The organism is Aeromonas sp. CU5, from assembly GCF_002586745.1.
GTDB lineage: Bacteria > Pseudomonadota > Gammaproteobacteria > Enterobacterales > Aeromonadaceae > Aeromonas > Aeromonas sobria.
The window spans coordinates 4151855-4176042 of sequence record NZ_CP023817.1 but is presented as its reverse complement, the minus strand read 5'-3'; the positions used below and the strand labels follow the sequence as shown (position 1 = coordinate 4176042).

General features: G+C 58.1%; 26 protein-coding genes and 1 pseudogene. 15 read left to right on the top strand and 12 right to left on the bottom strand.

What is annotated here, in order from left to right; genetic code table 11:
- The first annotated feature begins 107 nt into the window (after positions 1-107).
- The 5 genes and pseudogenes from yjeM to CK911_RS18875 all read left to right on the top strand — a co-directional run.
- Complete coding sequence (yjeM, locus tag CK911_RS18895; protein ID WP_042024552.1) at positions 108-1574, top strand: glutamate/gamma-aminobutyrate family transporter YjeM; 1467 nt, start codon at positions 108-110, stop codon at positions 1572-1574.
- Between the two features lie 259 nt (positions 1575-1833).
- Complete coding sequence (pbpG, locus tag CK911_RS18890; RefSeq protein ID WP_098971871.1) at positions 1834-2721, top strand: D-alanyl-D-alanine endopeptidase; 888 nt, start codon at positions 1834-1836, stop codon at positions 2719-2721.
- 243 nt (positions 2722-2964) lie between these two features.
- Positions 2965-4002, top strand: a complete 1038-nt coding sequence (locus tag CK911_RS18885) for an acyltransferase family protein (protein ID WP_098971869.1) — start codon at positions 2965-2967, stop codon at positions 4000-4002.
- Positions 4003-4297: 295 nt separating this feature from the next.
- Entirely contained in the window at positions 4298-6340 is a 2043-nt protein-coding gene (locus CK911_RS18880) for a TonB-dependent siderophore receptor (protein ID WP_098971867.1), read from the top strand.
- A gap of 197 nt (positions 6341-6537) precedes the next feature.
- A pseudogene (locus CK911_RS18875) lies at positions 6538-6969 on the top strand (KDGP aldolase); the annotation flags it as partial.
- 307 nt (positions 6970-7276) lie between these two features.
- Here CK911_RS18875 and npr read toward each other — a convergent pair.
- The 10 genes from npr to CK911_RS18825 all read right to left on the bottom strand — a co-directional run bounded on the left by npr (position 7277) and on the right by CK911_RS18825 (position 14095).
- Positions 7277-7549 carry a PTS phosphocarrier protein NPr gene (gene npr / locus CK911_RS18870; protein WP_042024530.1) on the bottom strand — a complete coding sequence of 91 codons (273 nt, stop codon included), beginning with the start codon at positions 7547-7549 and terminating at the stop codon, positions 7277-7279.
- A 20-nt stretch (positions 7550-7569) separates the two neighbouring features.
- The gene (gene rapZ, locus CK911_RS18865) at positions 7570-8436 is read right to left on the bottom strand and encodes an RNase adapter RapZ (RefSeq protein ID WP_042024529.1); all 867 of its coding nucleotides are present in this window, start codon (positions 8434-8436) and stop codon (positions 7570-7572) included.
- A gap of 46 nt (positions 8437-8482) precedes the next feature.
- A complete protein-coding gene (gene ptsN, locus CK911_RS18860) occupies positions 8483-8929 on the bottom strand; it encodes a PTS IIA-like nitrogen regulatory protein PtsN (protein WP_042024527.1) in 447 nt (148 codons plus the stop codon).
- Positions 8930-8931: 2 nt separating this feature from the next.
- Entirely contained in the window at positions 8932-9219 is a 288-nt protein-coding gene (gene hpf / locus CK911_RS18855) for a ribosome hibernation promoting factor (RefSeq protein ID WP_042024526.1), read from the bottom strand.
- Between the two features lie 21 nt (positions 9220-9240).
- A complete protein-coding gene (locus tag CK911_RS18850; RefSeq protein WP_098971865.1) occupies positions 9241-10680 on the bottom strand; it encodes an RNA polymerase factor sigma-54 in 1440 nt (479 codons plus the stop codon).
- Between the two features lie 65 nt (positions 10681-10745).
- Complete coding sequence (lptB, locus tag CK911_RS18845; protein WP_098971863.1) at positions 10746-11471, bottom strand: LPS export ABC transporter ATP-binding protein; 726 nt, start codon at positions 11469-11471, stop codon at positions 10746-10748.
- A gap of 3 nt (positions 11472-11474) precedes the next feature.
- A complete protein-coding gene (gene lptA, locus CK911_RS18840) occupies positions 11475-12002 on the bottom strand; it encodes a lipopolysaccharide transport periplasmic protein LptA (protein ID WP_042024523.1) in 528 nt (175 codons plus the stop codon).
- Positions 11989-12549 carry an LPS export ABC transporter periplasmic protein LptC gene (gene lptC / locus CK911_RS18835; protein ID WP_098971859.1) on the bottom strand — a complete coding sequence of 187 codons (561 nt, stop codon included), beginning with the start codon at positions 12547-12549 and terminating at the stop codon, positions 11989-11991. Before lptC ends, lptA begins: the two co-directional genes overlap by 14 nt.
- Positions 12546-13100 carry a 3-deoxy-manno-octulosonate-8-phosphatase KdsC gene (gene kdsC / locus CK911_RS18830; RefSeq protein WP_042024521.1) on the bottom strand — a complete coding sequence of 185 codons (555 nt, stop codon included), beginning with the start codon at positions 13098-13100 and terminating at the stop codon, positions 12546-12548. Before kdsC ends, lptC begins: the two co-directional genes overlap by 4 nt.
- Positions 13100-14095, bottom strand: a complete 996-nt coding sequence (locus CK911_RS18825) for a KpsF/GutQ family sugar-phosphate isomerase (protein WP_042024520.1) — start codon at positions 14093-14095, stop codon at positions 13100-13102. The genes kdsC and CK911_RS18825 overlap by 1 nt, the downstream gene beginning before the upstream one ends.
- A 207-nt stretch (positions 14096-14302) precedes the next feature.
- On the opposite strand from CK911_RS18825, the gene mlaF reads away from it, so the two are divergent.
- From mlaF to murA, 7 genes are read left to right on the top strand one after another with little or no spacing between them, the layout of a single operon-like run.
- On the top strand, positions 14303-15103 hold the full coding sequence (mlaF, locus tag CK911_RS18820) for a phospholipid ABC transporter ATP-binding protein MlaF (protein WP_042024519.1): 801 nt from the start codon (positions 14303-14305) through the stop codon (positions 15101-15103).
- Positions 15103-15882, top strand: coding sequence for a lipid asymmetry maintenance ABC transporter permease subunit MlaE (gene mlaE, locus CK911_RS18815; protein ID WP_068978662.1), 780 nt, complete (start codon positions 15103-15105; stop codon positions 15880-15882). Before mlaF ends, mlaE begins: the two co-directional genes overlap by 1 nt.
- Before the next feature lie 7 nt (positions 15883-15889).
- Positions 15890-16387, top strand: coding sequence for an outer membrane lipid asymmetry maintenance protein MlaD (gene mlaD / locus CK911_RS18810; RefSeq protein WP_068978661.1), 498 nt, complete (start codon positions 15890-15892; stop codon positions 16385-16387).
- A 2-nt stretch (positions 16388-16389) separates the two neighbouring features.
- On the top strand, positions 16390-17025 hold the full coding sequence (gene mlaC, locus CK911_RS18805; protein WP_098971857.1) for a phospholipid-binding protein MlaC: 636 nt from the start codon (positions 16390-16392) through the stop codon (positions 17023-17025).
- Complete coding sequence (locus CK911_RS18800) at positions 17022-17294, top strand: lipid asymmetry maintenance protein MlaB (protein ID WP_098971855.1); 273 nt, start codon at positions 17022-17024, stop codon at positions 17292-17294. Before mlaC ends, CK911_RS18800 begins: the two co-directional genes overlap by 4 nt.
- Positions 17294-17551 carry a BolA family iron metabolism protein IbaG gene (gene ibaG, locus CK911_RS18795; RefSeq protein WP_005306001.1) on the top strand — a complete coding sequence of 86 codons (258 nt, stop codon included), beginning with the start codon at positions 17294-17296 and terminating at the stop codon, positions 17549-17551. Before CK911_RS18800 ends, ibaG begins: the two co-directional genes overlap by 1 nt.
- Positions 17552-17569: 18 nt before the next feature.
- The gene (gene murA / locus CK911_RS18790; protein WP_042024513.1) at positions 17570-18826 is read left to right on the top strand and encodes a UDP-N-acetylglucosamine 1-carboxyvinyltransferase; all 1257 of its coding nucleotides are present in this window, start codon (positions 17570-17572) and stop codon (positions 18824-18826) included.
- A gap of 110 nt (positions 18827-18936) precedes the next feature.
- Here the strand turns inward: murA and pmbA are convergent, their stop codons facing one another.
- Positions 18937-20280 carry a metalloprotease PmbA gene (gene pmbA / locus CK911_RS18785; RefSeq protein ID WP_098971853.1) on the bottom strand — a complete coding sequence of 448 codons (1344 nt, stop codon included), beginning with the start codon at positions 20278-20280 and terminating at the stop codon, positions 18937-18939.
- A gap of 114 nt (positions 20281-20394) precedes the next feature.
- On the opposite strand from pmbA, the gene yjgA reads away from it, so the two are divergent.
- The gene (gene yjgA / locus CK911_RS18780; RefSeq protein ID WP_042024509.1) at positions 20395-20919 is read left to right on the top strand and encodes a ribosome biogenesis factor YjgA; all 525 of its coding nucleotides are present in this window, start codon (positions 20395-20397) and stop codon (positions 20917-20919) included.
- Between the two features lie 390 nt (positions 20920-21309).
- Positions 21310-22092, top strand: a complete 783-nt coding sequence (locus CK911_RS18775) for a gamma-glutamyl-gamma-aminobutyrate hydrolase family protein (protein WP_098971851.1) — start codon at positions 21310-21312, stop codon at positions 22090-22092.
- 11 nt (positions 22093-22103) lie between these two features.
- Here CK911_RS18775 and CK911_RS18770 read toward each other — a convergent pair whose 3' ends face one another.
- The gene (locus CK911_RS18770; RefSeq protein WP_042024506.1) at positions 22104-22487 is read right to left on the bottom strand and encodes a hypothetical protein; all 384 of its coding nucleotides are present in this window, start codon (positions 22485-22487) and stop codon (positions 22104-22106) included.
- 144 nt (positions 22488-22631) lie between these two features.
- Here CK911_RS18770 and CK911_RS18765 point away from each other — a divergent pair, with 144 nt between their 5' ends.
- Positions 22632-24158 carry a mechanosensitive ion channel family protein gene (locus CK911_RS18765; protein WP_098971848.1) on the top strand — a complete coding sequence of 509 codons (1527 nt, stop codon included), beginning with the start codon at positions 22632-22634 and terminating at the stop codon, positions 24156-24158.
- Positions 24159-24188 lie beyond the last annotated feature (30 nt).

The following is a 24188-nucleotide window of genomic DNA, read 5'->3' as shown; positions in this document are numbered from 1 at the left end:
CTACCGGCGGTGGGTGAGGTCGCTGCCCCAGAGTTATTAATCAAATCAAGATTTTTTTGTTTAATTTTTGGTTGTTTTAAATCCAGCACAATAAGGGAGTGTCAATTATGTCAGCAAAAAAGCTGAAGTTGGGTGCCTTTATATTGATGATATTAACATCGGTATTTGGCGTCACTAATATCGGGATCGGTTTTTACCGCATGGGGTATGCCGCTATTCCGATGTTTGTGGTCGGTGGTCTTTTTTTCTTCATCCCTTTTATTTTGATGATGATTGAATTTGGCACCGGCTTTCGCAAAGAGGCGGGCGGCATCTTTACCTGGATGCGCCATTCAGTATCAACCCGCTTTGCCTTTATCGGCCTGACCATGTGGTTTGCCTCGTACGTCATCTGGATGTTTGGCAAGGCGCTCTCCATGTGGGTGCCCCTCTCCTTCATGCTATTTGGCCGCGACATCACCGTCATCCCGGTCACGTTCGGCACCAGCATCGACTTCGGCCCCTTCATGCTGGGAGTGGTCGCCATCGCACTGGTCGCGACTGTCACCAAACTCATCACCTTCGGCAGCGCCCGCTTCGCCAAGGTGGCTGCCATCGGTGGCCTCTCCGTTGTGGCCCTCAACGTGCTGCTGCTGGTGGGGGGCGTCTTCACCTTCGCGGTAAGCGGCATGACCCTGCAAGAGCCCCTTACTGGAGCATCATTGACCGCGTCACCGAACGCCGCCTTCAACGACATCATTCCTTTCCTCGGCTTCATGGTATTCGCTATCTTCGCCTACGGCGGGGTTGAGGCGATGGCCGGCGTAGCGGATGAGCTGGAAGATCCGGAGCGCGACCTCAAGCGTGGCATCTTCCTCTCTGGTGGCTTCATCGTGATCTGCTACATCATCGGCTTTCTGGCGGTCGGCTCCATCATGCGCTGGAGCGACTTCCCAGCCGAAGGGATCACCTCCCTTTCCGCCCTCTTCATCATCATGCTGGAGCTGGGTCGCCATCTCGGTGGCGAGTGGCTGGGCCAGATTTTCATGCGCTTTGCCGGTCTTGGCATGTTCCTGAGCTATCTGGGTGCCTTTATCGCGCTATCTTATGCGCCGCTACGTCAGTTCATCACCGGCACCCCTAGCTACTTCTGGCCGGAGCGTTTCCAGAGCGAAAACAAGAATGGGGTAAGGATTGAAGCGCTCAAGGTGCAAGCCTGGGTGGTCTGTGCTTTTATCGCAGCCAAATCCATCTTTACCCTGATCAATCCGGAAGGGGCCGCCGCCCTCTATGAACTGATCATCACCATGACCAACGTCAGTATGACCCTGCCCTACATGTTCCTCATCTACGCCTGGTACCGCTATCGCAACAACCCGGCGCTGGGCAAGGATCTGATCTTCTTCAAGAGCGCGGGCTCGGTGCTGCTGGCAACCATCATCAGCCTGGTTCTGGTCGCCTTCGGTAACGTCTTCACCGTGGTCGCCCCCTTTATCTCCGGGGATATCTCCACCGGTATCTGGACCATCATAGGCCCGCTGCTGTTCGTGGTGATCGCCATGCGCTTCAAGATCAAGCAGGACGATATCCACTAAACGGTGTTGTTTTTGTCATGTAAATCGGGATCTTTCAGGTCCCGATTTTTTTAGCCAGCCATCGCGTGCATCACCACCATCTAGCCGCCCTGCCGGTCATGAAAAAGACCCTAAAGAGACCTCTCTTGCCGATTCTGGGCCACCAAAAGGCGCTGAACACCGTAAATTATCAATATCAAGGTGAGAATGATTGTGAAGCGCCAGTTCACGACATATAACTTAGCCAGATATCCCTGTATTTCGCCCGATAGAGCAGATCATCATGATGCGTTTCCTCCTTCCCCTGTTGCTTGGTACAGTGATGCTGCCAGCCACGATAGAAAGTGCCTATGCCAACCCCTTCTCCGCCAGCAACAAGGGCAGCAGCGGTTTTCTCGAGCGACGAGAGATCCCCAATCTGAATTCTGCCGCCTTCGTTGTGGCAAATCATAGGACCGGGGAGGTGATCTCCGAACACAACGGCAACCGGGTAATGCCCATCGCCTCTCTCACCAAGCTAATGACAGCGCTGGTGGTACTGGATGCCAACTTGCGTCTCAACGAGACCCTGACGGTGACCAATGCCGATATCGATCGCATCAAGGGCACCGGCTCAAGACTGGCTATCGGCTCGAAGCTCAGCCGCGCCGAGATGCTCCATATTGCGCTGATGTCATCGGAAAACCGCGCCGCCTCGGCACTGGCCCGCCACTATCCCGGTGGCCAGCGCGCCTTCGTCGAGGCGATGAACGCCAAAGCCCGCATGCTCGGAATGTGGAATACCCGCTACGCCGATAGTACCGGCCTCAACCCGCGCAATGTCTCCACCGCCCAGGATCTGGCCAAGCTCGCCGCTGCGGCCGCCTCCTATCCGCTGATCCGCCAGTACTCCACCGACGATCAAAGCTATGTGCGCACCAACAAGAACCAGCTCCACTACCGCAACTCCAACCGTCTCGTGCGCGAAGGTCAGTGGGAGTTCACCCTCTCCAAGACCGGCTATATCCGTGAAGCGGGCCGCTGTCTGGTGCTGGGCACCAAGGTCAATCGCGAGCCAGTGATTATGGTGCTGCTCAATGCCGAGACCACCAACGATCGGGTTGCCGATGCCAAGCGGATCAAAACCTGGCTGGAGAGCTCGGGTAGCACCACCCTGGCAGCAAACTAACCGCTCATACTGGCTCCGCCACATCCCCCACCCAAAAAGCAGCGAGGCGCCCGCCTCGCTTTTTTATCTGCGTGACTGCGCACAAAAACGGGAGCTGGCTCCCGTTACAGGTAACACCTCCCGCCATCCCGTTACAAAACGTAACTACTCAACAGTGTGATTCACACTAATAAAATCAATTGGTTGTAAGTTGTCAGCAAGGGTTTTAGTGTGCCGTAACAACCCCTGTAACGACGAGCCACCATGCGTATTTCCAGTATCGAGTGCGGGCGGGTACTGGCCATTCTGGCCGTGATGACCATTCACGTCTCCCCCTTCGCCAACCCGTTCAACCCTGCCCTGTGGGGAGGCGAATCCTGGCTCTGGCTGAGCGGCACCATCAACCAGCTATGCCGCTTTGCCGTGCCGCTGTTTTTCCTCTGTGCCGGTTACTTTCTGCAGCCGAGGCTCAGTCGCGAGGCGCCGCTGACCGTTGCCTGGCGCTACTGCCGCCCCTTGCTGCTGCTCTGGCTGGTGTGGAGCCTGGTCTACCTGCTGGTGCCGTTCAATCCACTGGATGCCGTGCAGCAAGGCTATCTGGCCTCCCTGCGCGGGCAGTGGCAATTCCAGCTCGCCGATCCTCTCAACGGCTGGCTGGTGGGCGGCATGATCCATCTATGGTTTCTGCCAGCCCTGATCATGGCGGTGGCCCTGCTGGCACTCTGCTACCGGCTTGGCAGACCATCGCTCGCCCTCTGGCTGGGTCTTGGCCTTTACCTGCTGGCGCTGCTGGGGGGCTCCTATGCCAAGCCGCTGCTGGGCGCCGAGTGGCCACTGCTCACCCGCAACGGCCCCTTCTTCTCCCTGCTGTTTGTGGCACTGGGTGCCCTGCTGCGCCAGCGTCAGTGGCAGCCAACTGCACGCAGCAGTTGGGGATTACTGACCGTCGGCATGGCCATCTATACCCTGGAGGCGATCGGGCTCTATCTGCTCGATAGCGTACCGCTCACCCGCCACGACTTCCTGCTCGGCTCCCTTCCCTGGGCCCTCGGCCTGTTTGGCCTGTTGCTGGCCAACCCCGAGTGGGGCAAGGGCAGCTGGCTGGAGCGCCAAGCTCCCAAAGTGCTCGGGCTCTACTGCCTGCACATGATGCTGGTGGTCTGGCTCTTCATGTTCGGCCCGCACAGCGCATCCATCCTGTGGGAGATCGCCAAGGCGCCGCTGCTGCTGGGCTCTTCTCTGCTGGCCTATCGCCTGCTGGCGGCCCTCCCCCTCACCCGCCGACTGCTGCGCACCCACTGAGTCCAATATCCGGCCCGTCCTATCGGGCCGGATAGCTCTTCACGTTTCGCCCCTTTTTCTTCCTCTACGCCCTTTTTGCTCTCGCTTCATTCTCGCGCTTTTGCTGCAGGGGATTTTCATTTCAGCAGCGCTCCCCCAACCGCAACAAACCACCGCCACAGATAGCTCCATTTTCACCTTGCCAGATAAATGAAAATCAATATCATTGGCATCCCGCTTCAGCGGGCCAGGCTAATTATAATTAAATCAATATGTTCGAGCCGTCAGGTCGACATCCAAAGAGTCAATATTGAATATGCAGCACCCTCACTTTCGCAGAACGCTGGTCTCGCTGGCACTGCTGGGCACCGGCTTCACTGCCCAGGCCGCCGATGAAACCATGACTGTGGTTGGCAAACGCTCCCAACATCAGGAAGTCGCCACCGCTACCCGTACCAATACGCCAGCCAAGCTGGTTCCCCAGACCATCGACAGCGTCAAGGTCAGCGAGCTGACCGCCTTCGGCCAACCGCCGCTGAGTGAAGCCCTGAGCGGCATTCCCGGGGTCAACGCCAGCGGTGACACCCGCTTCGACGGGGTCAATATCCGCGGCTTCAGCGCCAGCAACGACTTCTATCTCGACGGATTCCGCGACGACATGCAGTACACCCGGGATCTCGGCAACATCGAGCGGGTGGAAGTGCTCAAGGGCCCGGCAGCCGTGCTCTACGGCCGCGGCAGCACGGGGGGCATCGTCAACCGGGTCAGCAAGAAGCCACAGAAAGGACAGGAGTCCAGCGTCACCGCCCGGGTCGGCAGCTTTGACAGCCAGCGGCTGACCGCCGACCTCAATGGCGAGGCGAGTGAGCAGGTGCAACTGCGCCTCAACATGGCGCAAGAGGACAAAGATAGCTTCCGCAACGGCGTGAAGAGCAAGCGCACCCTGCTGGCGCCTTCCGCCAACTGGGAGATCAGCGACAACCTCAACTGGCTGGTGCAGTACGAGCGCAACGAACATGACCGCACCCCGGATCGCGGCATTCCCGGGGTCAATGGTCGTCCAGCCGATGTGCCGCGGGAGTATGTCTACAGCGATACCAGCCGCGACTTCATCGATGACGTGGCGCAATCCACCCGCTCCCGCCTCTCTTGGGATATCAACGATCAGTGGCAGTTGCGCCAGCAGCTCGGTTACTCCACCCTCGACAGCCAGTTTGACAACACCTATGTCACCAGCGTCAAAGGGGATCTGGTGACCCGCTCCCGCTGGCAGCAGGATCTGAAAGCGAAGAACCTGATCAGCAACACCGAGGCCGAAGGTCTGTTCCAGACCGGCCCGGTGGAACATCGCCTACTGGTCGGCTTCGAGCAGAACTGGCAGGAGCGCACACCCAAGCTCTACCAGAACGCCACCGCCATCCCGTCCGGCAACCTCTACGATCCGGGCTCACTGCCCACCTACAATGGCGCCATGAAGCTCTCCAGCGATGCCAAACACAAGGTGCGCGGCAATGGCCTCTATCTGCAAGATCAGCTCAGCCTGGGTGACTGGCATCTGGTGGGCGGGCTGCGCCGTGACGACTTCACCGTCACCAGTCGCCGCTACGACCTCAACAAGGAGGAGAGCGTCTCGGTCAACAGCCTGAGCCCGCGCCTCGGTCTGGTGTGGAATCCCCTCGAGGATCACGCCTTCTACACCTCCTACAGCAAGACCTTCACTCCGGTGGGCGGCGAGCTGATCGGCATCACCCCGGGCGACAAGAATAACGGGCTGGAACCCCAGCACACCCGCCTCTACGAAGGAGGTGTGAAGAGTGACTGGCTGAATGGCAAGCTGGCGACCACTCTCTCCCTCTATCGACTGGAGATGTACAACAAGCGCACCAAGGATCCGCTGGATCCCACTAAGGTGATCCTCACTGGCCTGCAGCGCACCGAGGGGGTCGAGCTGAGCGCCCGCGCCGAGCTGACCGACGAGCTCTACCTGCGTGGCGGCTTCGCCATTCAGGATGCGGAACAGGTCAAGGCGGATGCGGATCTGCAGGGCAAGCGCCCAATGAACGTCTCCCGCCAGAATGGCCAGCTCTATCTCGGCTACCAGAGTGGCGAGCAGGGCTGGTTCGGTGAAACCGGCGTGACGGCGGTGGGCGATCGCTTCGCCGACAACGCCAACACCACCACACTGCCCGGTTACGCCCGCTTCGATGCTCGCGCCGGTTATCGCTGGCAGCAGTGGGAAGCCCAGTTGAGCGCCGAGAACCTGACCGATCACGAGTACTTCGTCAGCGCCACCAGTGCCAACCAGATCATGCCGGGCACGCCCCGTCAGCTGAGCCTGACCGGTACCTACCGCTTCTGATCTCTGTGACAACCACCCCGACTGGCCAGCCCCTGCTGGCCAGTTTTTTATGAAGCCCCCCTCTTCATACCAAGGGGAACCGTCACCGCTACACCATGTTGTCGCACCTTGGCCACCAGCCCCGTGCTCAGTTCATTTCGTTAAATTCTGCGATAAATATCACAATTTCACACAATGCTGACCCCGCTGTGGCCCCCGGAGTCGGCGCCTGTCGGGCGTTGCTCGGCCACTCACAAACGCTGGTGAATGGGCTGATCTCCCCCACCAGCACGCCGGGTATGGTGACCCGCCCCCTCAGCACCCAGCAGCCGGACGGCATTGTTCCTATCGATTCCGCCATCGCCCCGCTCAAGGACATGGGCGGCAGCTCGGTCAAGTTATTCCCCATGGGCGGGCTTGCCTGTCGCGACGAGTATCAGGCGATGGCCGAGGCCAGTGCGCGCCACGGTTTCTGGCTGGATCCCACTCTGGAAAGCTTCGAGGAGATAGTGCTGATCGCACTGGGTGCAGGGGTTCAGAAGGTGCTCCCCCACGTCTATAGCTCCATTATCGACAGCGAAAGCGGCCAAACCCGAACCAACGATGTGCGTACCCTGCTGGATATGGTAAAGCAGCGGTTGTCTGACTAAGTAGGGGAAAGCTGATATGCAGCCAGCAGATGACGAGATCGCTGGCCTCGCCATCCAGACCTAGGCACGTCTGATTGCAGACAGTCCGGGGTTGAGCCCGGCCATGGCGGCGGCGAGCGAACAACTGGTCGAACATCTGCTCTGCTACATCCATCAGCAAGGCCGACTACGAAGAAGCTATGGGTCTCTACGACCTGTTTCTGGCCTTCATGAACGAAAAAGCCAGCAAAAACCTGCTGGCTTGTCGGGACTTTGCCAGCTTCAAAGCGCTGGCTCGTACTGGCTCATAATATGGAACGGGAAGTGATTACTCCTCGTTAAAGCCGGAGGTAAACAACTCCACCACCGCAGCCAGGGCTTCCTCCTCTTCGGGGCCCTCAACTTGTACTTCCACCTGTCGCCCCTGGGCAGAATCCAGCATCAGCAGGCCGATGATGCTGTCAGCATCGGCTTCGACACCATCTTCATTGCGCAGCAGGACGTGGGCATCGAAACCCTGCACCAGCTCGAACAGCATCATGGCTGGTCTGGCGTGAATGCCCAGCTTGTTTTTCACTTCAACCGAGGCGGAAACAGTCATCGGGTCGTCCTATTGGTCCATCAGGATTGGGGCGCACTCTTGTCGAGTGTGCGGTGCCGGATCTGCACGTTCTTGCCGAGCAAACGGAAGGCGCTGGCCAGCCGTTCTGCGATAAAGACCGAGCGGTGCTGACCACCGGTACAGCCGATACCGACTGTGAGATAGCTGCGATTGTTACGCTCCAGATGGGGCAACCAGGTCACCAGCATATGCTCGATCTGCTGGGTGAACAGCATCACGTCGGCCTGCGCCGAGAGGTAGTTGGCGACCGGCTCATCCTTGCCGGTAAACGGCTTGAGCTCGGGGACCCAGTGCGGATTGGGCAAAAAACGGGCATCGAACACGAAATCCGCGTCCTTGGGAATGCCGTACTTGAAACCAAACGACTCGAACACCAGCACCAGCTCGTTCTCTTTCTTGCCGAGCACCCGGGTCTTGATGAGCTCGCTCAGGTCATGAATGCTGAGGGTGGTGGTATCGATGCGCAGATCCGCTGTCGAGGAGATGGGCGCCAGCAAATTGGTCTCTTCACGGATCGCCTCATCCAGCGACAACTTGTTACGCGACAAGGGGTGCAAGCGGCGGCTCTCGCCATAACGCTTGAGCAAGGTGCCATTGTCGGCATCAAAGAAGAAGCTGGAGAACGTGACTCGCCCTTCATTGCGCACCTGCGCCAACAGGTTTTCCAGCTTATCCGGATCGCTTGGCAGGTTGCGCACGTCGATGCTGACCGCCAGCTTGTCATACTGGCTTTCGACCGAGACAATCAGCTGGGGCAGCAAGTTAACCGGCAGGTTATCCACACAGTAGTAACCCAGATCTTCCAGCACACGCAGGGCTACCGTTTTACCGGAGCCCGAACGTCCACTTACCACGATTAACTGCATCTTGTTCCCTCACGCCAAAACAGGTGGGTCATTCCAAGCCTGAGTATCAGGCCGAGGTCATGATCTGATAGAGCTCTTCATCGCTGGTTGCCTGACGCAGCTGGCGACAGACCGCCTTGTCACCCAGCTTGGAGGCCATCAGAGAAAGGGTCTTGAGATGCTGCTTGCACTCGCTTTCAGGCACCAGCAAGGCAAACAACAGGTCTACCGGTTGGTTGTCGATGGCATCAAAAGGGATGGGATCAGCAAAGGTCATCAGAATCGCGGTTGGCGGGAATGCATCATCAATACGACCGTGGGGAATCGCAATACCGGCACCGATCCCGGTACTGCCCATTTTTTCGCGGGCCAACAAGCATTCGAACAGCGCCTGACGGGAGGTGCCAAGGCGTTCGGCGGCCAACTCGCTGATGATTTCGAGGGCGCGTTTCTTGCTGGTACAAGGGACTGCACTTTTGGTGCAGTCCCGACTCAATATGTGTTCAAGTTGCATAGTTATTTTTTATTTAACTTATCTTTGTGCTTGATGATCTGCCTGTCCAGCTTGTCGAGCAAGGTGTCTATCGCAGCATACATATCAGCATGCTCAGAGGTAGCAAACACTTCGCCGCCACTGACATGCAATTTAGCTTCCGCTATCTGGTTCAGTTTTTCCACACTAAGCACCACATGAACGTTATTAATGTGGTCAAAGTGACGCTCGAGTTTGGCAAATTTGTTACTCACGTATTCACGCAGAGCTTCGGTGATCTCGACATGGTGTCCGGTCAGGTTAATTTGCATAACATCATCCTTTTGTTTTGCCTAAACCAGGCGTTTACGCTGATTGGAAGGTGCGATAAACAAGGATTCGCGATACTTAGCGATCGTGCGTCTCGCCACCATAATACCCTGTTCGGCCAGCAAATCCGCGATCTTGCTATCACTTAACGGCTTGGCAGGATTCTCTGCCGTGACCAGCTTCTTGATGAGCGCGCGAATTGCGGTCGATGAGCACTCTCCTCCTCCTTCGGTGTTCACATGGCTGGAGAAAAAAAACTTCAGTTCAAATATGCCCCTTGGGGTATGCATGTATTTCTGGGTTGTCACCCGGGAAATGGTCGATTCATGCATCTCCACCGCTTCGGCGATGTCGTTGAGCACCATCGGCTTCATCGCCTCTTCACCATACTCGAAAAAGCCCTGTTGTTGCTCGACAATACAACAGGCTACTTTCAGCAGGGTATCATTGCGACTCTCGAGGCTCTTGATGAACCATTTGGCTTCTTGCAGATGGGAGCGAATAAATTGGGTATCCGTGCCACTGCGCGCATTGCGGGCCATGGCAGCATAGGTCTCGTTGACCCGGATACGCGGGGAAGAATCAGGATTTAGCTCAACGACCCACTTGCTACCCTTCTTGACCACAGAGACATCGGGGATCACATACTGGGAGTCACTCTGGATGATGCCATTGCCGGGGCGCGGCTCCAGCAGCTGGATCAGATCCAGCACCGACTTGAGGTCGCTCTCTTTGAGTTTGGTCTTGCGCGCCAGGGTTCGGTAGTCACGATTACCGAGCAGATCCATATGTTCGAGGAGCACCTCCTTGGCCTCGTTGAGCCAGGGAGTCTGCGGGTCATACTGCCCCAGCTGGATCAACAAACACTCCTGCACCGAACGGGCAGCGATGCCGACCGGATCGAAATGCTGCACCCGCTTGAGCACAGCTTCGACCTCATCAAGCTCGACCTCCAGCGCATCGCTACTGACCGCTTGCAAGATATCCTCCAGCTCAACGGTCAAATAGCCGGACTCGTCGATAGCATCGATGATAGCGAGGGCGATGGCAGCATCCACATCGCTGAACGGGGTGAGCCGCATTTGCCACAACAGATAATCCTGCAGGTTTTCGGTAGTCTCGCCCTGATAAACGCTATCTTCCCCATCGTGGATAGGGCCAGCGCTCTGGGCGGTCCCGGCAGAGTAGACTTCATCCCAAGTGGTATCTACCGGCAACTCGTCCGGCATCTGCTCCTGCGCCATGGCATCGCTGGAATCCAGCTGGCTGGCGTCAACAGGCTCTTCCGGGCTGGTCTCTTGTACTTCACTCTCTTCCTGCTCCAGCAGGGGGTTGTTCTCGAGCGCTTGCTGAATTTCCTGCTGAAGTTCCAAAGTGGAGAGCTGGAGCAGACGAATCGCTTGTTGTAATTGCGGCGTCATGGTCAGGGACTGACCGAGACGCAACTGTAATGTCGGCTTCATCTACGTCGGGATATCCTTATGTTCAGCGAGGCATTCGTCAAAGAGAATGAAGGCATGCCCCCTTACTATAGACTGAATTGATCGCCCAAATAGACGCGCTTGACCTGTTCATCGGCGAGGATGTCTGCCGGTGCACCTTCGGCAATCATCTTGCCGTGGCTGACGATATAGGCCTTCTCACATACGTCCAGAGTCTCTCTGACGTTGTGGTCGGTAATCAAGACGCCAAGGCCTCTATCTTTCAGATGCTGAATGATCTTCTTGATGTCTATCACAGAAATCGGGTCAACCCCGGCAAAGGGTTCATCCAGCAGAATAAAACGCGGTTCTGCCGCCAGCGCGCGGGCGATCTCGACACGACGGCGCTCACCGCCAGAGAGGCTCTGACCCAGGTTGTCGCGAATGTGGGTGATGTTAAACTCTTCCAGCAGTTGCTGAACCTTGTCCTCACGCTCCTCGCGGCTCAACCCCTTGCGGGTCTGCATCACCCCCATCAGGTTGTCGAACACCGACAGGCGGCGGAAAATAGAGGCCTCCTGCGGCAGATAGCCGATGCCATTGCGAGCCCGCACATGCATCGGCTGCAGGCTGATATCCTGATCGTCGATAGTGATGATACCGGCATCCCGCTGCACCAGTCCCACGATCATGTAGAAGGAGGTGGTCTTGCCCGCCCCATTGGGGCCCAGCAGGCCGACAATCTGGCCGGTGCCCACTTCCAGGCTAACGTCGCTGACCACCATGCGACGTTTGTAGCTTTTTTGCAGCCCAACTGCTTTTAACACTGCCATGGCTTATTTTCCCTGCTTCTTCTGGTCGGCGGGTTTGTCGAAGTTCTCTACCTGATCCGGCAGGAACTCGGTCCTCACTCGCTGGGTCGGGTTCTTGCTCTCGGCAGTCATTTTTTGTTTGTCGATGTCATAACGGATCAGGTCGCCAGTGACCAGACTATCTTCCTGCTTGAGCTGACCGTTGCCGGTAATAGTGACCAGCCGGTTTTTCAGCTCGTAACGAATGCTATTGCCATGAGCATTGACCGGCTTGCCGTTATCCATGATCTGGAAGAAGGTCGCTGGCTTGCCGTAGGCAGTCATCACCTCGGCCCCTTTCTCACCGGAACGGGTCACCACCACCTTGTCGGCATGGATCTTGATGGTGCCCTGAGTGATGATGACATTCTGTTCAAAGGTGATGCGATTATCCTGCATCTCGGCCACCTGTTTGACGGCATCGACATAGACCTTCTCGGCAAAGTCGGACTCTTTGGCAGTCACAGCACCACACAACAACAGGGCTGCGAGAGCCAGATTAGCGTTTTTCATTGAAATAGATGGCATGACCTTGATCCAGTAACTCAAAATATTTGCGGTCCAGATGGCCCTTGAGGCCAACCCCTTGGGTCTGGAAATCCCGACCCAGAATATTTACTTCCCGGTTGCTGCGCACATCCTGCGTCACCAGATCCAGCTCCAGATAGGGCGTATCGAGCGTGGAGATGAAGCTAGTTGGCAGTAGCCCATCCAGATGCACCTTATCCCGCAGGATCACGTTGTCACCGGTGTTGAGCACGCCGGTTTCGGCAGTGATCTTCCACTCGGCACTCCCCTGCTCGTCATACATATAGACCACCGGCTGGTCGAAGGTCGCCTGCTCGAGCAGCTGGTAATACTCTGCGTAGTCAGACTCCAATCGCTCGGTACGTTTACCATTCACGTCAAAACGGGTGGTCACCAGATTCCTGGCGACAAAATCCGGCTGATAATTTTCGATTTTGACGGCGCTCTCCGGCACCAGCTCCACCTTGCCCAACTGCCAGGCGACCAGCGCCACCAGCAGCAATAAGGCAAACAACAAGGTCTGTCTGCTCATACCGATGCCTCGGGCAGGTCATCGGCCAACCCCTGCGCTTGCAGGATCAGGTCGCACACCTCGCGCACCGCGCCCATGCCACCGCCAAGGCGAGTCACCATATCAGCACGGCTCAGCACCAGCGGATGAGCATCCGCCACCGCGATGCCAAGGCCACAGGCGGCCATCACCGGCAGATCTATGGTGTCATCTCCCATATAGGCAGCCTGTTCCGGGCTAAGCCCCAGCTTGGCCAGCAGCGCTTCGAAGTGAGGCAGCTTTTTATCAGCTCCCTGCACCACGTGAGCCACACCCAGGCTTTTCATCCGATCGCTGACAATACGAGAGTTGCGCCCGGTAATGATGGCGATCTCGATCCCGGCATTGAGCAACGCCCGCATGCCCGCACCATCGCGGGTGCAGAAGGTTTTCAGCTCTTCGCCGTTGTTTCCCATGTAGATGAGGCCGTTGGAGAGCACCCCATCCACATCGCACACCAGCAGGCGGATTTGCGCCGCCTTGTCGTACTGGCTGCGCGTCACCGGACCATAGAGGGTCGGTACGTTTTGCATCAAATTACTCCGGCTTTCAGCAGGTCGTGCATGTTGAAGGCACCGAGCGGGCGCTTCTCTTCATCCACCACCAGCAATCCGTTAATCTTGCGGGTTTCCATCAGTTTGACGGCTTCAGCCGCCATCATCTCTGGCCCTACGGTAACACAGTTGGTGGTCATCACACGGCTGATGGGGGTGTGATGGATATCGATCTGCTGGTCGAGAATGCGGCGCAGGTCACCATCGGTAAACAACCCCGCCAACACGCCATCGACATTGATGATCGCCGTCATCCCCAGACCTTTGCGGCTCACTTCCAGCAGTGCCTCGCTGATGGTGGCATCGATGCCAACCCGGGGCAACAGCTCACCACGATGCATCAAGTCACCGACCCGCAGCAGCAAGCGCTTGCCGAGCGACCCACCTGGGTGAGAAAGGGCAAAATCATCGGCAGTAAAGCCGCGCGCTTCCAGCAGGGCCACCGCCAGTGCATCGCCCATCACAAGCGTCGCCGTGGTACTGGAGGTGGGCGCCAGCCCCAATGGGCAGGCCTCTTTATCCACCTTGATGCACAGGTGCACGTTAGCCTCTTTGGCCATGGTGGAGGCCGGATTGCCGGTCATGCAGATCAGCGGAATGCCGCGGCGTTTGAGCACCGGCAGCAGGGCCAGGATCTCGTCGCTCTCGCCGGAGTTGGAGATGGCGATGATGAGATCGCCACTGGATACCATCCCCAGGTCACCGTGACTCGCTTCCCCCGGATGGAGGAAAAAGGCTGGCGTGCCAGTGCTGGCGAGGGTTGCAGCAATTTTGCTGCCGATATGGCCCGACTTGCCCATGCCGGTGACCACTATCTTGCCGCCGCAGCGCAACACCATCTCGCAGGCCCTGTCGAAGGTATCGTTCAGGTACTGATAGAGTCCATCTATCGCTTGTTTTTCAATGTCCAGCACCGCGCGGGCACTGCGACGAAAATCGAACAGTTCAGACACTTTCTCAGGCTTTACAGACATAAAGACACAGCTCCGGGCCGAAATTAGCTGCGGGATTATAAAAAAGTCTGCCCGGATAAGCGAATCGGATGGTGAACCCCACGATGAATGACGCACTTTGTTACAGAAAACTGTCGTGCAAATAGGCTGGCAACCTGTTCAATAGTTGTTCCTTGCTGTTGCTTACACCTAGACTACCCCATAAAATTCGCACCTCATTTACACCGGATGGACAATTGTTTGAACAATGATCTGATCACCATCTCCGACCTGAGTTTCAGCCACGGCAATCGGCTGCTGTACGACGGGATCAGCCTGACCATTCCCCGTGGCAAGGTCACCGCCGTTATGGGCCCGAGCGGTATCGGCAAAACCACCTTACTGCGCTTAATCGGTGGCCAAATCAAACCGGAGTCCGGTCACATACTGTTCGATGGGGAAGATATCCCCACCCTCTCCCGCAGCCGTCTCTACGAGGTGCGCAAACGGATGAGCATGCTGTTCCAGAGTGGCGCCCTGTTTACCGGCATGACGGTCTACGACAATGTGGCCTTCCCGCTGCGGGAGCACTCCGGCCTGCCGGAGGAGCTGATCCACACCATCGTCATGATGAAGCTGCAAGCGGTGGGCTTGCGCGGCGCGGCACAATTGATGCCGTCCGAGCTCTCCGGCGGCATGGCGCGCCGGGCGGCACTGGCCCGAGCCATCGCCCTTGACCCCGATCTCATCATGTATGACGAGCCCTTCGTCGGGCAGGACCCCATCACCATGGCGGTGCTGGTCAAGCTAATCAAGGAGCTGAATGATGCCCTTGGCATCACCTCCGTCATCGTTACCCACGATGTGAAAGAGGTACTGAGCATCGCGGACTATGCCTACATCATCGCCAATCGCAAGGTGGTGGCACACGGCACACCGGCTCAATTACGCGAGGAGCACAATCCCGAAGTCGAGCAGTTCCTCAAAGGATTGCCCGATGGTCCTGTTCCGTTTCATTTTCCGGCAGGCGATCTGCTACAGGATCTCTGATGTTGATAAGTCAAATAAGCAAGCTGGGTCGGGTCGGGGTGCGTGTTATCAGCTCCGTCGGCCGCGCCTCCATCATGCTGTTTCATGCACTGGCGGGCAAACCCGAACCACGCAAACACTTTCCCTTGCTGGTGCAACAGCTTTACGTAGTGGGCGTGCAGTCGGTGGCCATCATTCTGGTTTCCGGCCTGTTTATCGGCATGGTGCTCTCGCTGCAGGGTTACAACGTGTTGAAGGATTTCGGCGCCGAGCAGAGCCTCGGGCCGCTGGTCTCCCTCTCCCTGCTGCGGGAACTGGGGCCTGTGGTGACCGGCCTGTTATTTGCCGGTCGCGCCGGGTCGGCCCTGACCGCCGAGATCGGTCTGATGAAGGCCACCGAACAACTTTCGAGCCTCGAGATGATGGCGGTCGATCCGCTGCGCCGCGTCGTCGCACCGCGCTTCTGGGCCGGGGTCATCAGCATGCCACTATTGGCCTTTATGTTTAGCCTGATCGGTATCTTTGGCGGCAAACTGGTTGGGGTGGATTTGCTGGGGGTTGATGAAGGGAGCTTCTGGTCCGCCATGCAGGCCTCCGTCGACTGGCAGGATGACATCATGCAGGGGGCCATCAAGAGCCTGATTTTCGCCCTGGTGATCACCTGGATTGCGCTCTTTAACGGCTATGATGCCAAGCCGACCTCGGCCGGGATCAGTCAGGCCACGACCCGTACCGTGGTCCACTCCTCCCTCGCCGTACTCGGCCTGGATTTTATACTCACCGCAGTCATGTTTGGATAAGGTAACGATGAAGTTCAGCAAAGTAGAATTCCTGGTTGGCACCTTCATGCTGGCTGGCCTCGGCGCCATTCTGGCGCTGGCACTGCAAGTGGCCGGTTTGAGCTTCAAACCGGAAGGAGAAACCTATACCCTGCGCGCGCATTTCGATAATATCGGCGGCCTGAAAGTCCGCTCGCCGATCAAGGTCGGCGGTGTGGTGGTGGGTCGGGTCAGCGACATCGTACTGGACCCGAAAACCCAGGTGCCCGAAGTCACCTTGCTGATGCAAAAGAGTGCTGGCGAGTTTTCCGATACCAGCTCGCTCTCCATCCTGACCTCAGGTCTGCTGGGCGAGCAGTACATCGGTCTGGCCCCCGGCTTCAGCGATGAGGAGATGGGAACCGGTATGCTCAAAAATGGTGATCTGATTGAAGACACCAAATCCGCCATCGTGCTGGAAGATTTGATTGGCAAATTCCTCTACAGCCAGTCCTCCGACAGCAAACCTGACAGCAAGAAGGAGTAACCATGTTCAAGAAAATCGCCCTGCTGCTGGGCCTGATGACCAGCATGCTCTTTTCCCTGTCGGCCCAAGCCGCAGTCGATGCAACCGACCCCAATGCACTGGTGGATCAAGCTGCCAAGCAGACTTTTGCCCGCCTGAAAGCCGATCAGGCCCAGGTAAAAAGCAATCCGGATCACCTGCGGGTGATCATCCGTGAAGAGCTGTTGCCCTACGTGGATAACCGCTTTGCCGCCTACAAGGTGCTCGGCAACCAGATTAAAGAGACCACAGAGGCGCAGCGCAATGCCTTTGTCGAGGTGTTCACCGAGTACATGGTGAGCTCCTACGCCGACGCGCTGGCCCACTTTGACAAGCAGACCGTCAAGGTCGAACCGGGCAAAGCGGCCGGTGACAGCAACATCACCGCCGTCAGCGTCAGCGTAAAAGAGCCCGGCAAGCCGGACATCTTCCTCGAGTTCAAGCTGCGCAAGAACAACAAGACCGGCGAGTGGAAAGCCTTCGACATGGTCGCCGAGGGGATCAGCCTGCTCTCCGCCAAACAGAGCGAGTTGGGCGGCCTCATTCGCCAGAACGGCATCGATGCGGTGATCGCCCAGTTGCGCGAACACAACGCCAAACCGCTAGTGCTCAAGCCATGATCCTGAGCGGTGATCTGCAGGCGCCACAGGTCAATGAGCTGTGGCAATCCCGCGCCCAGTGGTGGCAGAATGACCGGCTCGAACTCGGCGGCGTCACCACCCTCGACTCCGCAGGGCTGGCGCTGCTGGTCAAATGGGCCAAAAACGTATTAGCGCGAGGCGCCACACCGCAACTGGTGGGCGCCTCCAGTGATTTCTATACCCTGGCCACCCTCTACGGGGTGGCCGGGCTGTTTCAGTCAACCCCGCTCACAACTGAGGACGCATAATGCAAGTCTCTGAAATTGAAGCGATACTCCTCGAGGCTCTGCCATTGTCCGAAGTCCATGTCAAAGGGGACGGTAGTCACTATCAAGTGATCGCCGTCGGTGACATGTTTGACGGCATGAGCCGGGTCAAGAAACAGCAGGCCATCTATGCCCCGCTGATGGACAAGATCGCCAGTAACGCCATTCACGCCCTCTCCATCAAGGCGTTCACCGACGCCGAGTGGAAACGCGAACGTAAATTCCTATTGCCCTCCTGATTTGGTAACGAAGTAAAAATGGACAAATTCAAAATCGATGGTCGTTGTACTCTCAACGGCGAAGTGACCATCTCTGGCGCCAAAAACGCTGCCCTGCCGATCCTGTTCGCCACCCTGCTGTGTGATGAAGAGGTGCACCTCTCCAACGTGCCGCGTCTGAAAGATGTGGGCACCACCATCAAGCTGCTGGAGATGCTGGGCGCAACCACCAAGGTCAACGGCAACGTCACCGTGCTGACCGGTGCGGTCAACAACCACGTCGCCCCCTATGAGCTGGTGAAGACCATGCGCGCCTCCATTCTGGCGCTGGGCCCGCTGGCCGCCCGTTTCGGGGCTGCTGACGTCTCCCTGCCCGGCGGTTGCGCCATCGGTGCCCGTCCGGTCAACCTGCACGTCCACGGTCTGGAGCTGATGGGTGCCAAGATCACCATCGAAGATGGCTACATCAAGGCCCGTGTCGATGGTCGCCTCAAAGGCGCCCATATCCTGATGGACATGGTTTCGGTCACCGGTACCGAGAACCTGATGATGGCCGCGACCCTGGCAGAAGGCCGCACCGTGATCGAAAACGCCGCCCGTGAGCCGGAAGTGGTCGATCTGGCCAACTTCCTCACCACCCTGGGCGCCAAGATCCAGGGCGCAGGCACTGACACCCTGACCATCGATGGTGTCGAACGCCTGCACGGTGGCGACTACAGCGTGCAGCCTGACCGCATCGAAACCGGTACCTTCCTGGTGGGCGCAGCAGTTACCGGTGGCAAGGTCACCTGCCGCAACACCGACCCGACCTTGCTGGAAGCGGTACTGGTCAAGCTGGAAGAGGCAGGCGCCTTGATCGAGAAAGGGGCTGACTGGATCACCCTCGACATGACTGGCCGCACCCTCAAGCCGGTCACCATCAAGACCGCCCCCTACCCGGCCTTCCCGACCGACATGCAAGCACAGTTCACCGTGCTGAACGCGGTCGCCAAGGGCACCGCCATGGTCACCGAGAACATCTTCGAGAACCGCTTCATGCACGTGCCCGAGCTGGTACGAATGGGCGCCGACATCGAACTGCAGGGCAATGTAGCCATCTGCCGTGACACCGAGCAGCTCAAGGGTGCCCAGGTGATGGCGACCGATCTGCGCGCCTCCGCCAGTCTGGTGCTGGCCGGTTTTGTAGCCGAAGGCACTACCATCGTCGATCGTATCTATCACATCGACCGTGGCTACGAAGACATCGAGCAGAAGCTGCAGGGTCTGGGTGGCCGCATCGAGCGCATCAAGGGCTGATAGCCCTCCGATCGCCTGCAGATCACTGATCGCCAGCTGATAAAAAGGCCCCCTCGCGTTGGCGAGGGGGCCTTTCTCATTTCATCCCGTCAGGCAGGATAACTACCGGATCAATGACCCGCCAGCTTCATGTTCTCGACCAGTACCGAACCGGTCTTGAGGCTGGAACGTTCGTCCTCGTCACAGCCCACCGCCACGATATGGCTGAACATCTCCGCCAGATTGCCAGCTATGGTGATCTCCTCGACCGGGTAGGCTATTTCGCCATTCTCGACCCAAAAACCGGCGGCGCCGCGGGAGTAGTCACCGTTGACGATATTGACCCCCTGCCCCATCAGCTCGGTCACCAGCAGGCCGGTGCCCATCTCTTTCAGCATGCCCTGAAAGTCCTGGCCGGAGTTGGAAACCTGCCAGTTGTGAATGCCACCGGCATGACCGGTGGTGGTCAGCCCCAGCTTGCGGGCGGAGTAGGAGGTAAGCAGCCAGCTCATCAGCTCGCCGTTACGGATGATATCCATGTTGCGGGTGCGCACCCCTTCACCATCGAACGGGCTACTGGCCAACCCGCCCAGCAGATGGGGGAACTCCTCAATGGTGAGCCACTGGGGCAGGACCTGCTTGCCCAGCTTATCCAACAGGAAGCTCGACTTGCGATAGAGGTTACCCCCACTGATGGCCATCACCAAATGACCCCACAGGCCAGAGGCAGTGTCAGGGTGGAACAGCACCGGCACATGGCGGGTAGAGATCTTGCGGGCACCGAGGCGGGAAACGGTACGCTCGACCGCCTCATCAGCGATGCGCTGCGGGCTCCACAGCCCGGCCAGATCGCGACTGGATGAGTAACCGTAATCCCGCTGCATCTCGCCATCCTGCTCGCCGATCAGCACGCAGCTCAGGGAGTTACGCGAGGCGGCATAGCCCTTCACAAAGCCATGGCTGTTGCCATAAACCTTGATGCCGAGATGGCTGGAGAAACCGGCACCGTCGGAGTGCTTGATGCGGGCATCGCGGCCCAGTGCCAGCCGCTCACACTCGATGGCCAACTCGATCCCGCGCTGGGGATCCAGTTCAATCTGGTGACACAGTTGCAAGTCAGGGGCATCCCAGGCCAGCAGCTCGGCGGGTGCCAGCCCGGCGCAATCGTCGGCAGAGGTGTGGCGGGCGATTTCGATGGCGGCTTCGACTGCGGCGCGGATGGCCGGTTTGCCCAGATCGGTGGTCGATGATGACCCCTTGCAGCCATTGCGGTAAACCGCGATGCCGAGCGCCCCATCCTTATTGAATTCAATACTTTCCAGTTCACAACCCCGGGTGTTCACCGACAACCCGGTCTGCTTGCTGATGGAGACTTCGGCCAGCGAGGCGCCCAGTCCTTTGGCTATCTCCAGGGCTTCGGCAACCACGGCCTCGAGATGGGCTTGATCCTGGCGGATTTGGTCTTGCTGATCCATAACTCACATCTGTATGAAGGAAGGAAAGGGGACTAAGCATATCAGACCCCTGCGCCCAGCGGGAGAAGCTGGTAACATATCCACCAAACGTGAAAGACAGGAATCAAGAGACCGATGAGTCAATATCAAGACGACAACGAGTTAGAAGACTGGGGCCCCAGCAAGAGCCAGCTCAAGCGCGATGCAGAAGCGTTGCAAAAACTGGGTGCAGAGATTGTCTCCTTAAGCCACAGTGAATTGGAAAAAATTCCTTTGGATGAAGAGCTTGCCGATGCAGTCGAGCTGGGCCGCAAGCTCAAGCCGAACAAAGACGAGTCATTCCGCCGTCACTTGCAGTTTATCGGCCGCCTGATGCGCAGCCGTGATATCGAGCCGATCGTCGAAGCCCTGTCGATCTTCAGAAACCGTCACTCTACCGTGAATGCACGCCTGCATCGTCTGGAGCAGTGGCGCGAGCGCCTGATCACCGAAGGTGACAGCGCCCTCAACGAACTGCTGTCGCAGTTCCACGAGCTGGATCGCCAGAAGCTACGTCAACTGATCCGCACAGCTAACAAAGAGCGGACCCTCAACACGCCGCCGATCGCTTATCGCGAGATGTACCAATATCTGCGCGGCGAGATCGAAGACCTGCTGTGATCCCCGAAACACGCCTCCCCCTGCGGAGGCGTGCTTCCATTGACGCCCTTCCCCATCCCCCGCAGCCCCTGCGCGTTTAATATATCCACCATTCTGGCGACCCGGCCATGAATACCCATCTGCTCCGCCCCGTTAAATCGCTGTTTCAGAGCAGAACAACACAAATACGTTAACAATTTAGCATCATTTTGTTTGACATATTGAACGGCCTTGGCAGACTGAACAGAGGATCCAGGCTGTCGCTGCCCAGGCTGACCGACGATTCTGCCACCCTGCCCGACCCGGGATCCCATGACCATGCCTTGAGGCATGCCCTTGCCCACTGCATATGCAAGGGCCTGCCCAAGGCGCAGGATGAGACTTCAACGCCAAGGATAATCAAGGTGCCCTATGCCAAATCCCCTCCCCCCCGCCAACCGTAAACCTGTGGTGCTGATGACCATGGGGGCCCAACCCCGCAACGGCCACGCCTATCAGGTGATGACTCACAAATACATCATGCCGCTGGTGGAGATCAGTGACTGCGTCCCGTTGCTGGTGCCCACCTGCTGCAGCACCGCCGATCTGCAGCAATATCTGGATCTGGCCGATGGTGTCTATCTGAGCGGTGCCGGTTCCAACATAGATCCGATCCTCTATGGGCAAGAGAACCTCACCCCGGAAAAACAGCAGGATCGGGATCGCGACCTCTTTGACCTGTCACTGATCAATGCCGCGATTGCGCAGGGGCTGCCGATCCTCGGGATTTGTCGTGGCATGCAAGAGATCAACGTGGCACTGGGGGGAGATATTCATCAGAAGGTCTACAACGAGCCGGGCTATGACGATCACCGGGAAGATGCCGACGATCCGGTCGACGAGCAGTATGGGCCAAGCCATCAGATTGAGCTGCGACCTGGAAGCTGGTTTGCCGAGCTGATGGGGGCTGAGCGGATTGCGGTGAACTCCCTGCATGGGCAGGGGATTGATCGACTGGGGAGCGGACTGGAGCCGCTGGCTCACGCCGAAGATGGGCTGATCGAGGCACTGCATGCTCCCACACTCTCCCCCTTTCTGCTGGCAGTGCAGTGGCATCCGGAGTGGAAAGCCAATGAAAACCCCCACTCCATCAAGATCTTTCAAGCTTTTGGCGATGCCTGCCGCCAGCGCCGTGGGCTGACAGCCAAAGGTTAAGCCGGGGCAGGTCAGTCGCCGAAACCGCGCGCCTTGAGCTTGGGCAAGCCACCCCGCTCGGGGCGCATAGTTCGGCATATATCCATTCCCTTGAGCCCACGCTGGATATGATCCGGGGACTGACCGAACACCATGCCATTGCTGCGGTAGAGGTTGTTGTCATCCAGCTCGAACTTCTCGCCGCCGATCAGCAACTGCTCCCGGCCATTGACCTTGTCACCGCGCTTGATCGGCACTTTCATATCGCTCAGCACTTCGCCGGTGGCACATCCCTCGCGCCAGCGCGCCTCGCTGGAGAAGGGGGTGATGGCTATCTCGCGCCAGGATCCATCCCTGAACTCGACCCGATATTTATCCACCAGCAGATCGCAACCGGCCAGTGGTAACAGGGCCATCAAGCAGATGATTTTCTTTGAAATTGACACTAGATCGCACTCCTTTGCCTGGTTCTGCACAGCATAAATAAATTGCTGTACCAACGCACCATTTCCCCTCGCTACAGCAACTATGCTGGTGGTAAACCACAAGAAGGGGCTGCTATGTCTGGCGATAACCTCACGCTACTACCTGCCATCATATGGATCATGGAACACCCATTCTGGACTCTGTTCACCCTGTCACTGATGCTGATCCACCTCTGGCGTCGTCCGGGCCAGCGCCGGGAGCTGCTCTCCGAGCTCAGTTTCGTGATGATAAGCGCGGTGATGATCCTGCTGATCCAGCTGGAAGGGGGCTGGTTCAAACTGCCGTTGCCCCATCAATTGCTGATCGAGATCTCCACCCTGCTGGCGGGCCTGATACTGGTAAAGGTGTGGGGGATCCTGCTGTTCGAGTTTCTGCTCCCCCTCTGCCATGTGCGGATCCCGCGGATTATCGCCGATATTGTCATCACCATCGGCTACATCGGCTGGGGGCTGTTTCGTCTCTATGCCTCCGGGATGGCGCTGGGGGAGATAGTCACCACCTCGGCGGTGATCACCGCCGTCATCGCCTTCGCCATGCAGGATACCCTGGGCAACCTGCTGGCCGGGGTCTCCATTCAGCTCGACAACTCCATCGCCATCGGTGACTGGCTGCAAGTAGATACCACTCAGGGCCGAGTGGTGGAGATCAACTGGCGTGCCACCACCATCGAGACCCGCAACTGGGAAACCGTCGTCATCCCCAACAGCCATCTGCTCAAACAGCGCTTCACCGTGCTCGGCCGCCGTCAGGGCGAACCTTTGCAGTGGCGGCGCTGGGTCTGGTTCGATCTGACCCTCGATACCCTGCCGACCCAGATCATCGCGCTGATCGAGAAATCCCTGCGGGAGACCAAGCTCCCCTGTGTCGCCAAGCATCCGCAACCGGACTGCCTGCTGATGAACGTCGAGGGGGGCATTGCCCGCTATGCAGTGCGCTACTGGCTGACCGATCTGGCTCGCGACGATCCGACCGACTCAATGGTGCGCAGCCTCATAGATGCTGCCCTGCGCCGCAACGATCGTCGCCTCACCCCGCCGATCTTCAACGTCTTTATGGCCAAGGAGAAGCAGCACCTGGATGCCCGCCACAAACGCCACACCGCCGAGCGTACCGACACCCTGCGCAAGCTGCCGCTGTTTGCCATGTTGCAGGAGAACGAGTTGCTCCAGCTGGCCGATCAGGTGAAGTTCGCCCCCTTTGTCAGCGGCGACATCATGCTGGAGCAGGGGGAGATCTCCGGTTGGTTGTTCGTACTGGTCAAGGGAGAGGCGGAGATGCTGGTCAACGTGGAAGGGCGAGAGCTGAAACTGGGCTCGTTGGGGGCTGGTGATTTCTTTGGCGAGCTGAGCCTGCTGACTGGCGAGCCCAGTTCCTTCACGGTACGGGCGCTTGCTACCGTGGAAACCTATCGCATTAATCAGGGGATGTTTCAGGAGCTGGTGATGCAGCGCGAGTCGCTGGTCGAGCCCCTCTATCGGGTACTGAGCGACCGCCAGCAGGAGCAGCAGGCGTTGCTGGAGCGGGAGGCTGAGTCCATGAGACAGCCACCACAACAGCTTGATCTGCTGGACAAAATGATGAAGCTGTTCAGTAGCAGATGACATAGCATGGGGACGGGATTGATGGAATGA

Bases quoted from the DNA above. Each gene is read 5' to 3' on its own strand.
- murA (WP_042024513.1), top strand. From the start codon at position 17,570: ATGGACAAATTCAAAATCGATGGTCGTTGTACTCTCAACGGCGAAGTG.
- CK911_RS18770 (WP_042024506.1), bottom strand. From the start codon at position 22,487: ATGGCCCTGTTACCACTGGCCGGTTGCGATCTGCTGGTGGATAAATAT.
- lptB (WP_098971863.1), bottom strand. From the start codon at position 11,471: ATGGCAGTGTTAAAAGCAGTTGGGCTGCAAAAAAGCTACAAACGTCGC.
- npr (WP_042024530.1), bottom strand. From the start codon at position 7,549: ATGACTGTTTCCGCCTCGGTTGAAGTGAAAAACAAGCTGGGCATTCAC.
- CK911_RS18825 (WP_042024520.1), bottom strand. From the start codon at position 14,095: ATGTCTGTAAAGCCTGAGAAAGTGTCTGAACTGTTCGATTTTCGTCGC.
- CK911_RS18850 (WP_098971865.1), bottom strand. From the start codon at position 10,680: ATGAAGCCGACATTACAGTTGCGTCTCGGTCAGTCCCTGACCATGACG.
- CK911_RS18775 (WP_098971851.1), top strand. From the start codon at position 21,310: ATGCCAAATCCCCTCCCCCCCGCCAACCGTAAACCTGTGGTGCTGATG.
- ptsN (WP_042024527.1), bottom strand. From the start codon at position 8,929: ATGCAACTTGAACACATATTGAGTCGGGACTGCACCAAAAGTGCAGTC.
- CK911_RS18765 (WP_098971848.1), top strand. From the start codon at position 22,632: ATGTCTGGCGATAACCTCACGCTACTACCTGCCATCATATGGATCATG.
- kdsC (WP_042024521.1), bottom strand. From the start codon at position 13,100: ATGCAAAACGTACCGACCCTCTATGGTCCGGTGACGCGCAGCCAGTAC.
- mlaE (WP_068978662.1), top strand. From the start codon at position 15,103: ATGTTGATAAGTCAAATAAGCAAGCTGGGTCGGGTCGGGGTGCGTGTT.
- yjeM (WP_042024552.1), top strand. From the start codon at position 108: ATGTCAGCAAAAAAGCTGAAGTTGGGTGCCTTTATATTGATGATATTA.
- rapZ (WP_042024529.1), bottom strand. From the start codon at position 8,436: ATGCAGTTAATCGTGGTAAGTGGACGTTCGGGCTCCGGTAAAACGGTA.
- mlaC (WP_098971857.1), top strand. From the start codon at position 16,390: ATGTTCAAGAAAATCGCCCTGCTGCTGGGCCTGATGACCAGCATGCTC.
- mlaD (WP_068978661.1), top strand. From the start codon at position 15,890: ATGAAGTTCAGCAAAGTAGAATTCCTGGTTGGCACCTTCATGCTGGCT.
- pmbA (WP_098971853.1), bottom strand. From the start codon at position 20,280: ATGGATCAGCAAGACCAAATCCGCCAGGATCAAGCCCATCTCGAGGCC.
- ibaG (WP_005306001.1), top strand. From the start codon at position 17,294: ATGCAAGTCTCTGAAATTGAAGCGATACTCCTCGAGGCTCTGCCATTG.
- CK911_RS18885 (WP_098971869.1), top strand. From the start codon at position 2,965: ATGCGTATTTCCAGTATCGAGTGCGGGCGGGTACTGGCCATTCTGGCC.
- yjgA (WP_042024509.1), top strand. From the start codon at position 20,395: ATGAGTCAATATCAAGACGACAACGAGTTAGAAGACTGGGGCCCCAGC.
- hpf (WP_042024526.1), bottom strand. From the start codon at position 9,219: ATGCAAATTAACCTGACCGGACACCATGTCGAGATCACCGAAGCTCTG.
- lptC (WP_098971859.1), bottom strand. From the start codon at position 12,549: ATGAGCAGACAGACCTTGTTGTTTGCCTTATTGCTGCTGGTGGCGCTG.
- mlaF (WP_042024519.1), top strand. From the start codon at position 14,303: ATGGACAATTGTTTGAACAATGATCTGATCACCATCTCCGACCTGAGT.
- lptA (WP_042024523.1), bottom strand. From the start codon at position 12,002: ATGAAAAACGCTAATCTGGCTCTCGCAGCCCTGTTGTTGTGTGGTGCT.
- CK911_RS18880 (WP_098971867.1), top strand. From the start codon at position 4,298: ATGCAGCACCCTCACTTTCGCAGAACGCTGGTCTCGCTGGCACTGCTG.
- CK911_RS18800 (WP_098971855.1), top strand. From the start codon at position 17,022: ATGATCCTGAGCGGTGATCTGCAGGCGCCACAGGTCAATGAGCTGTGG.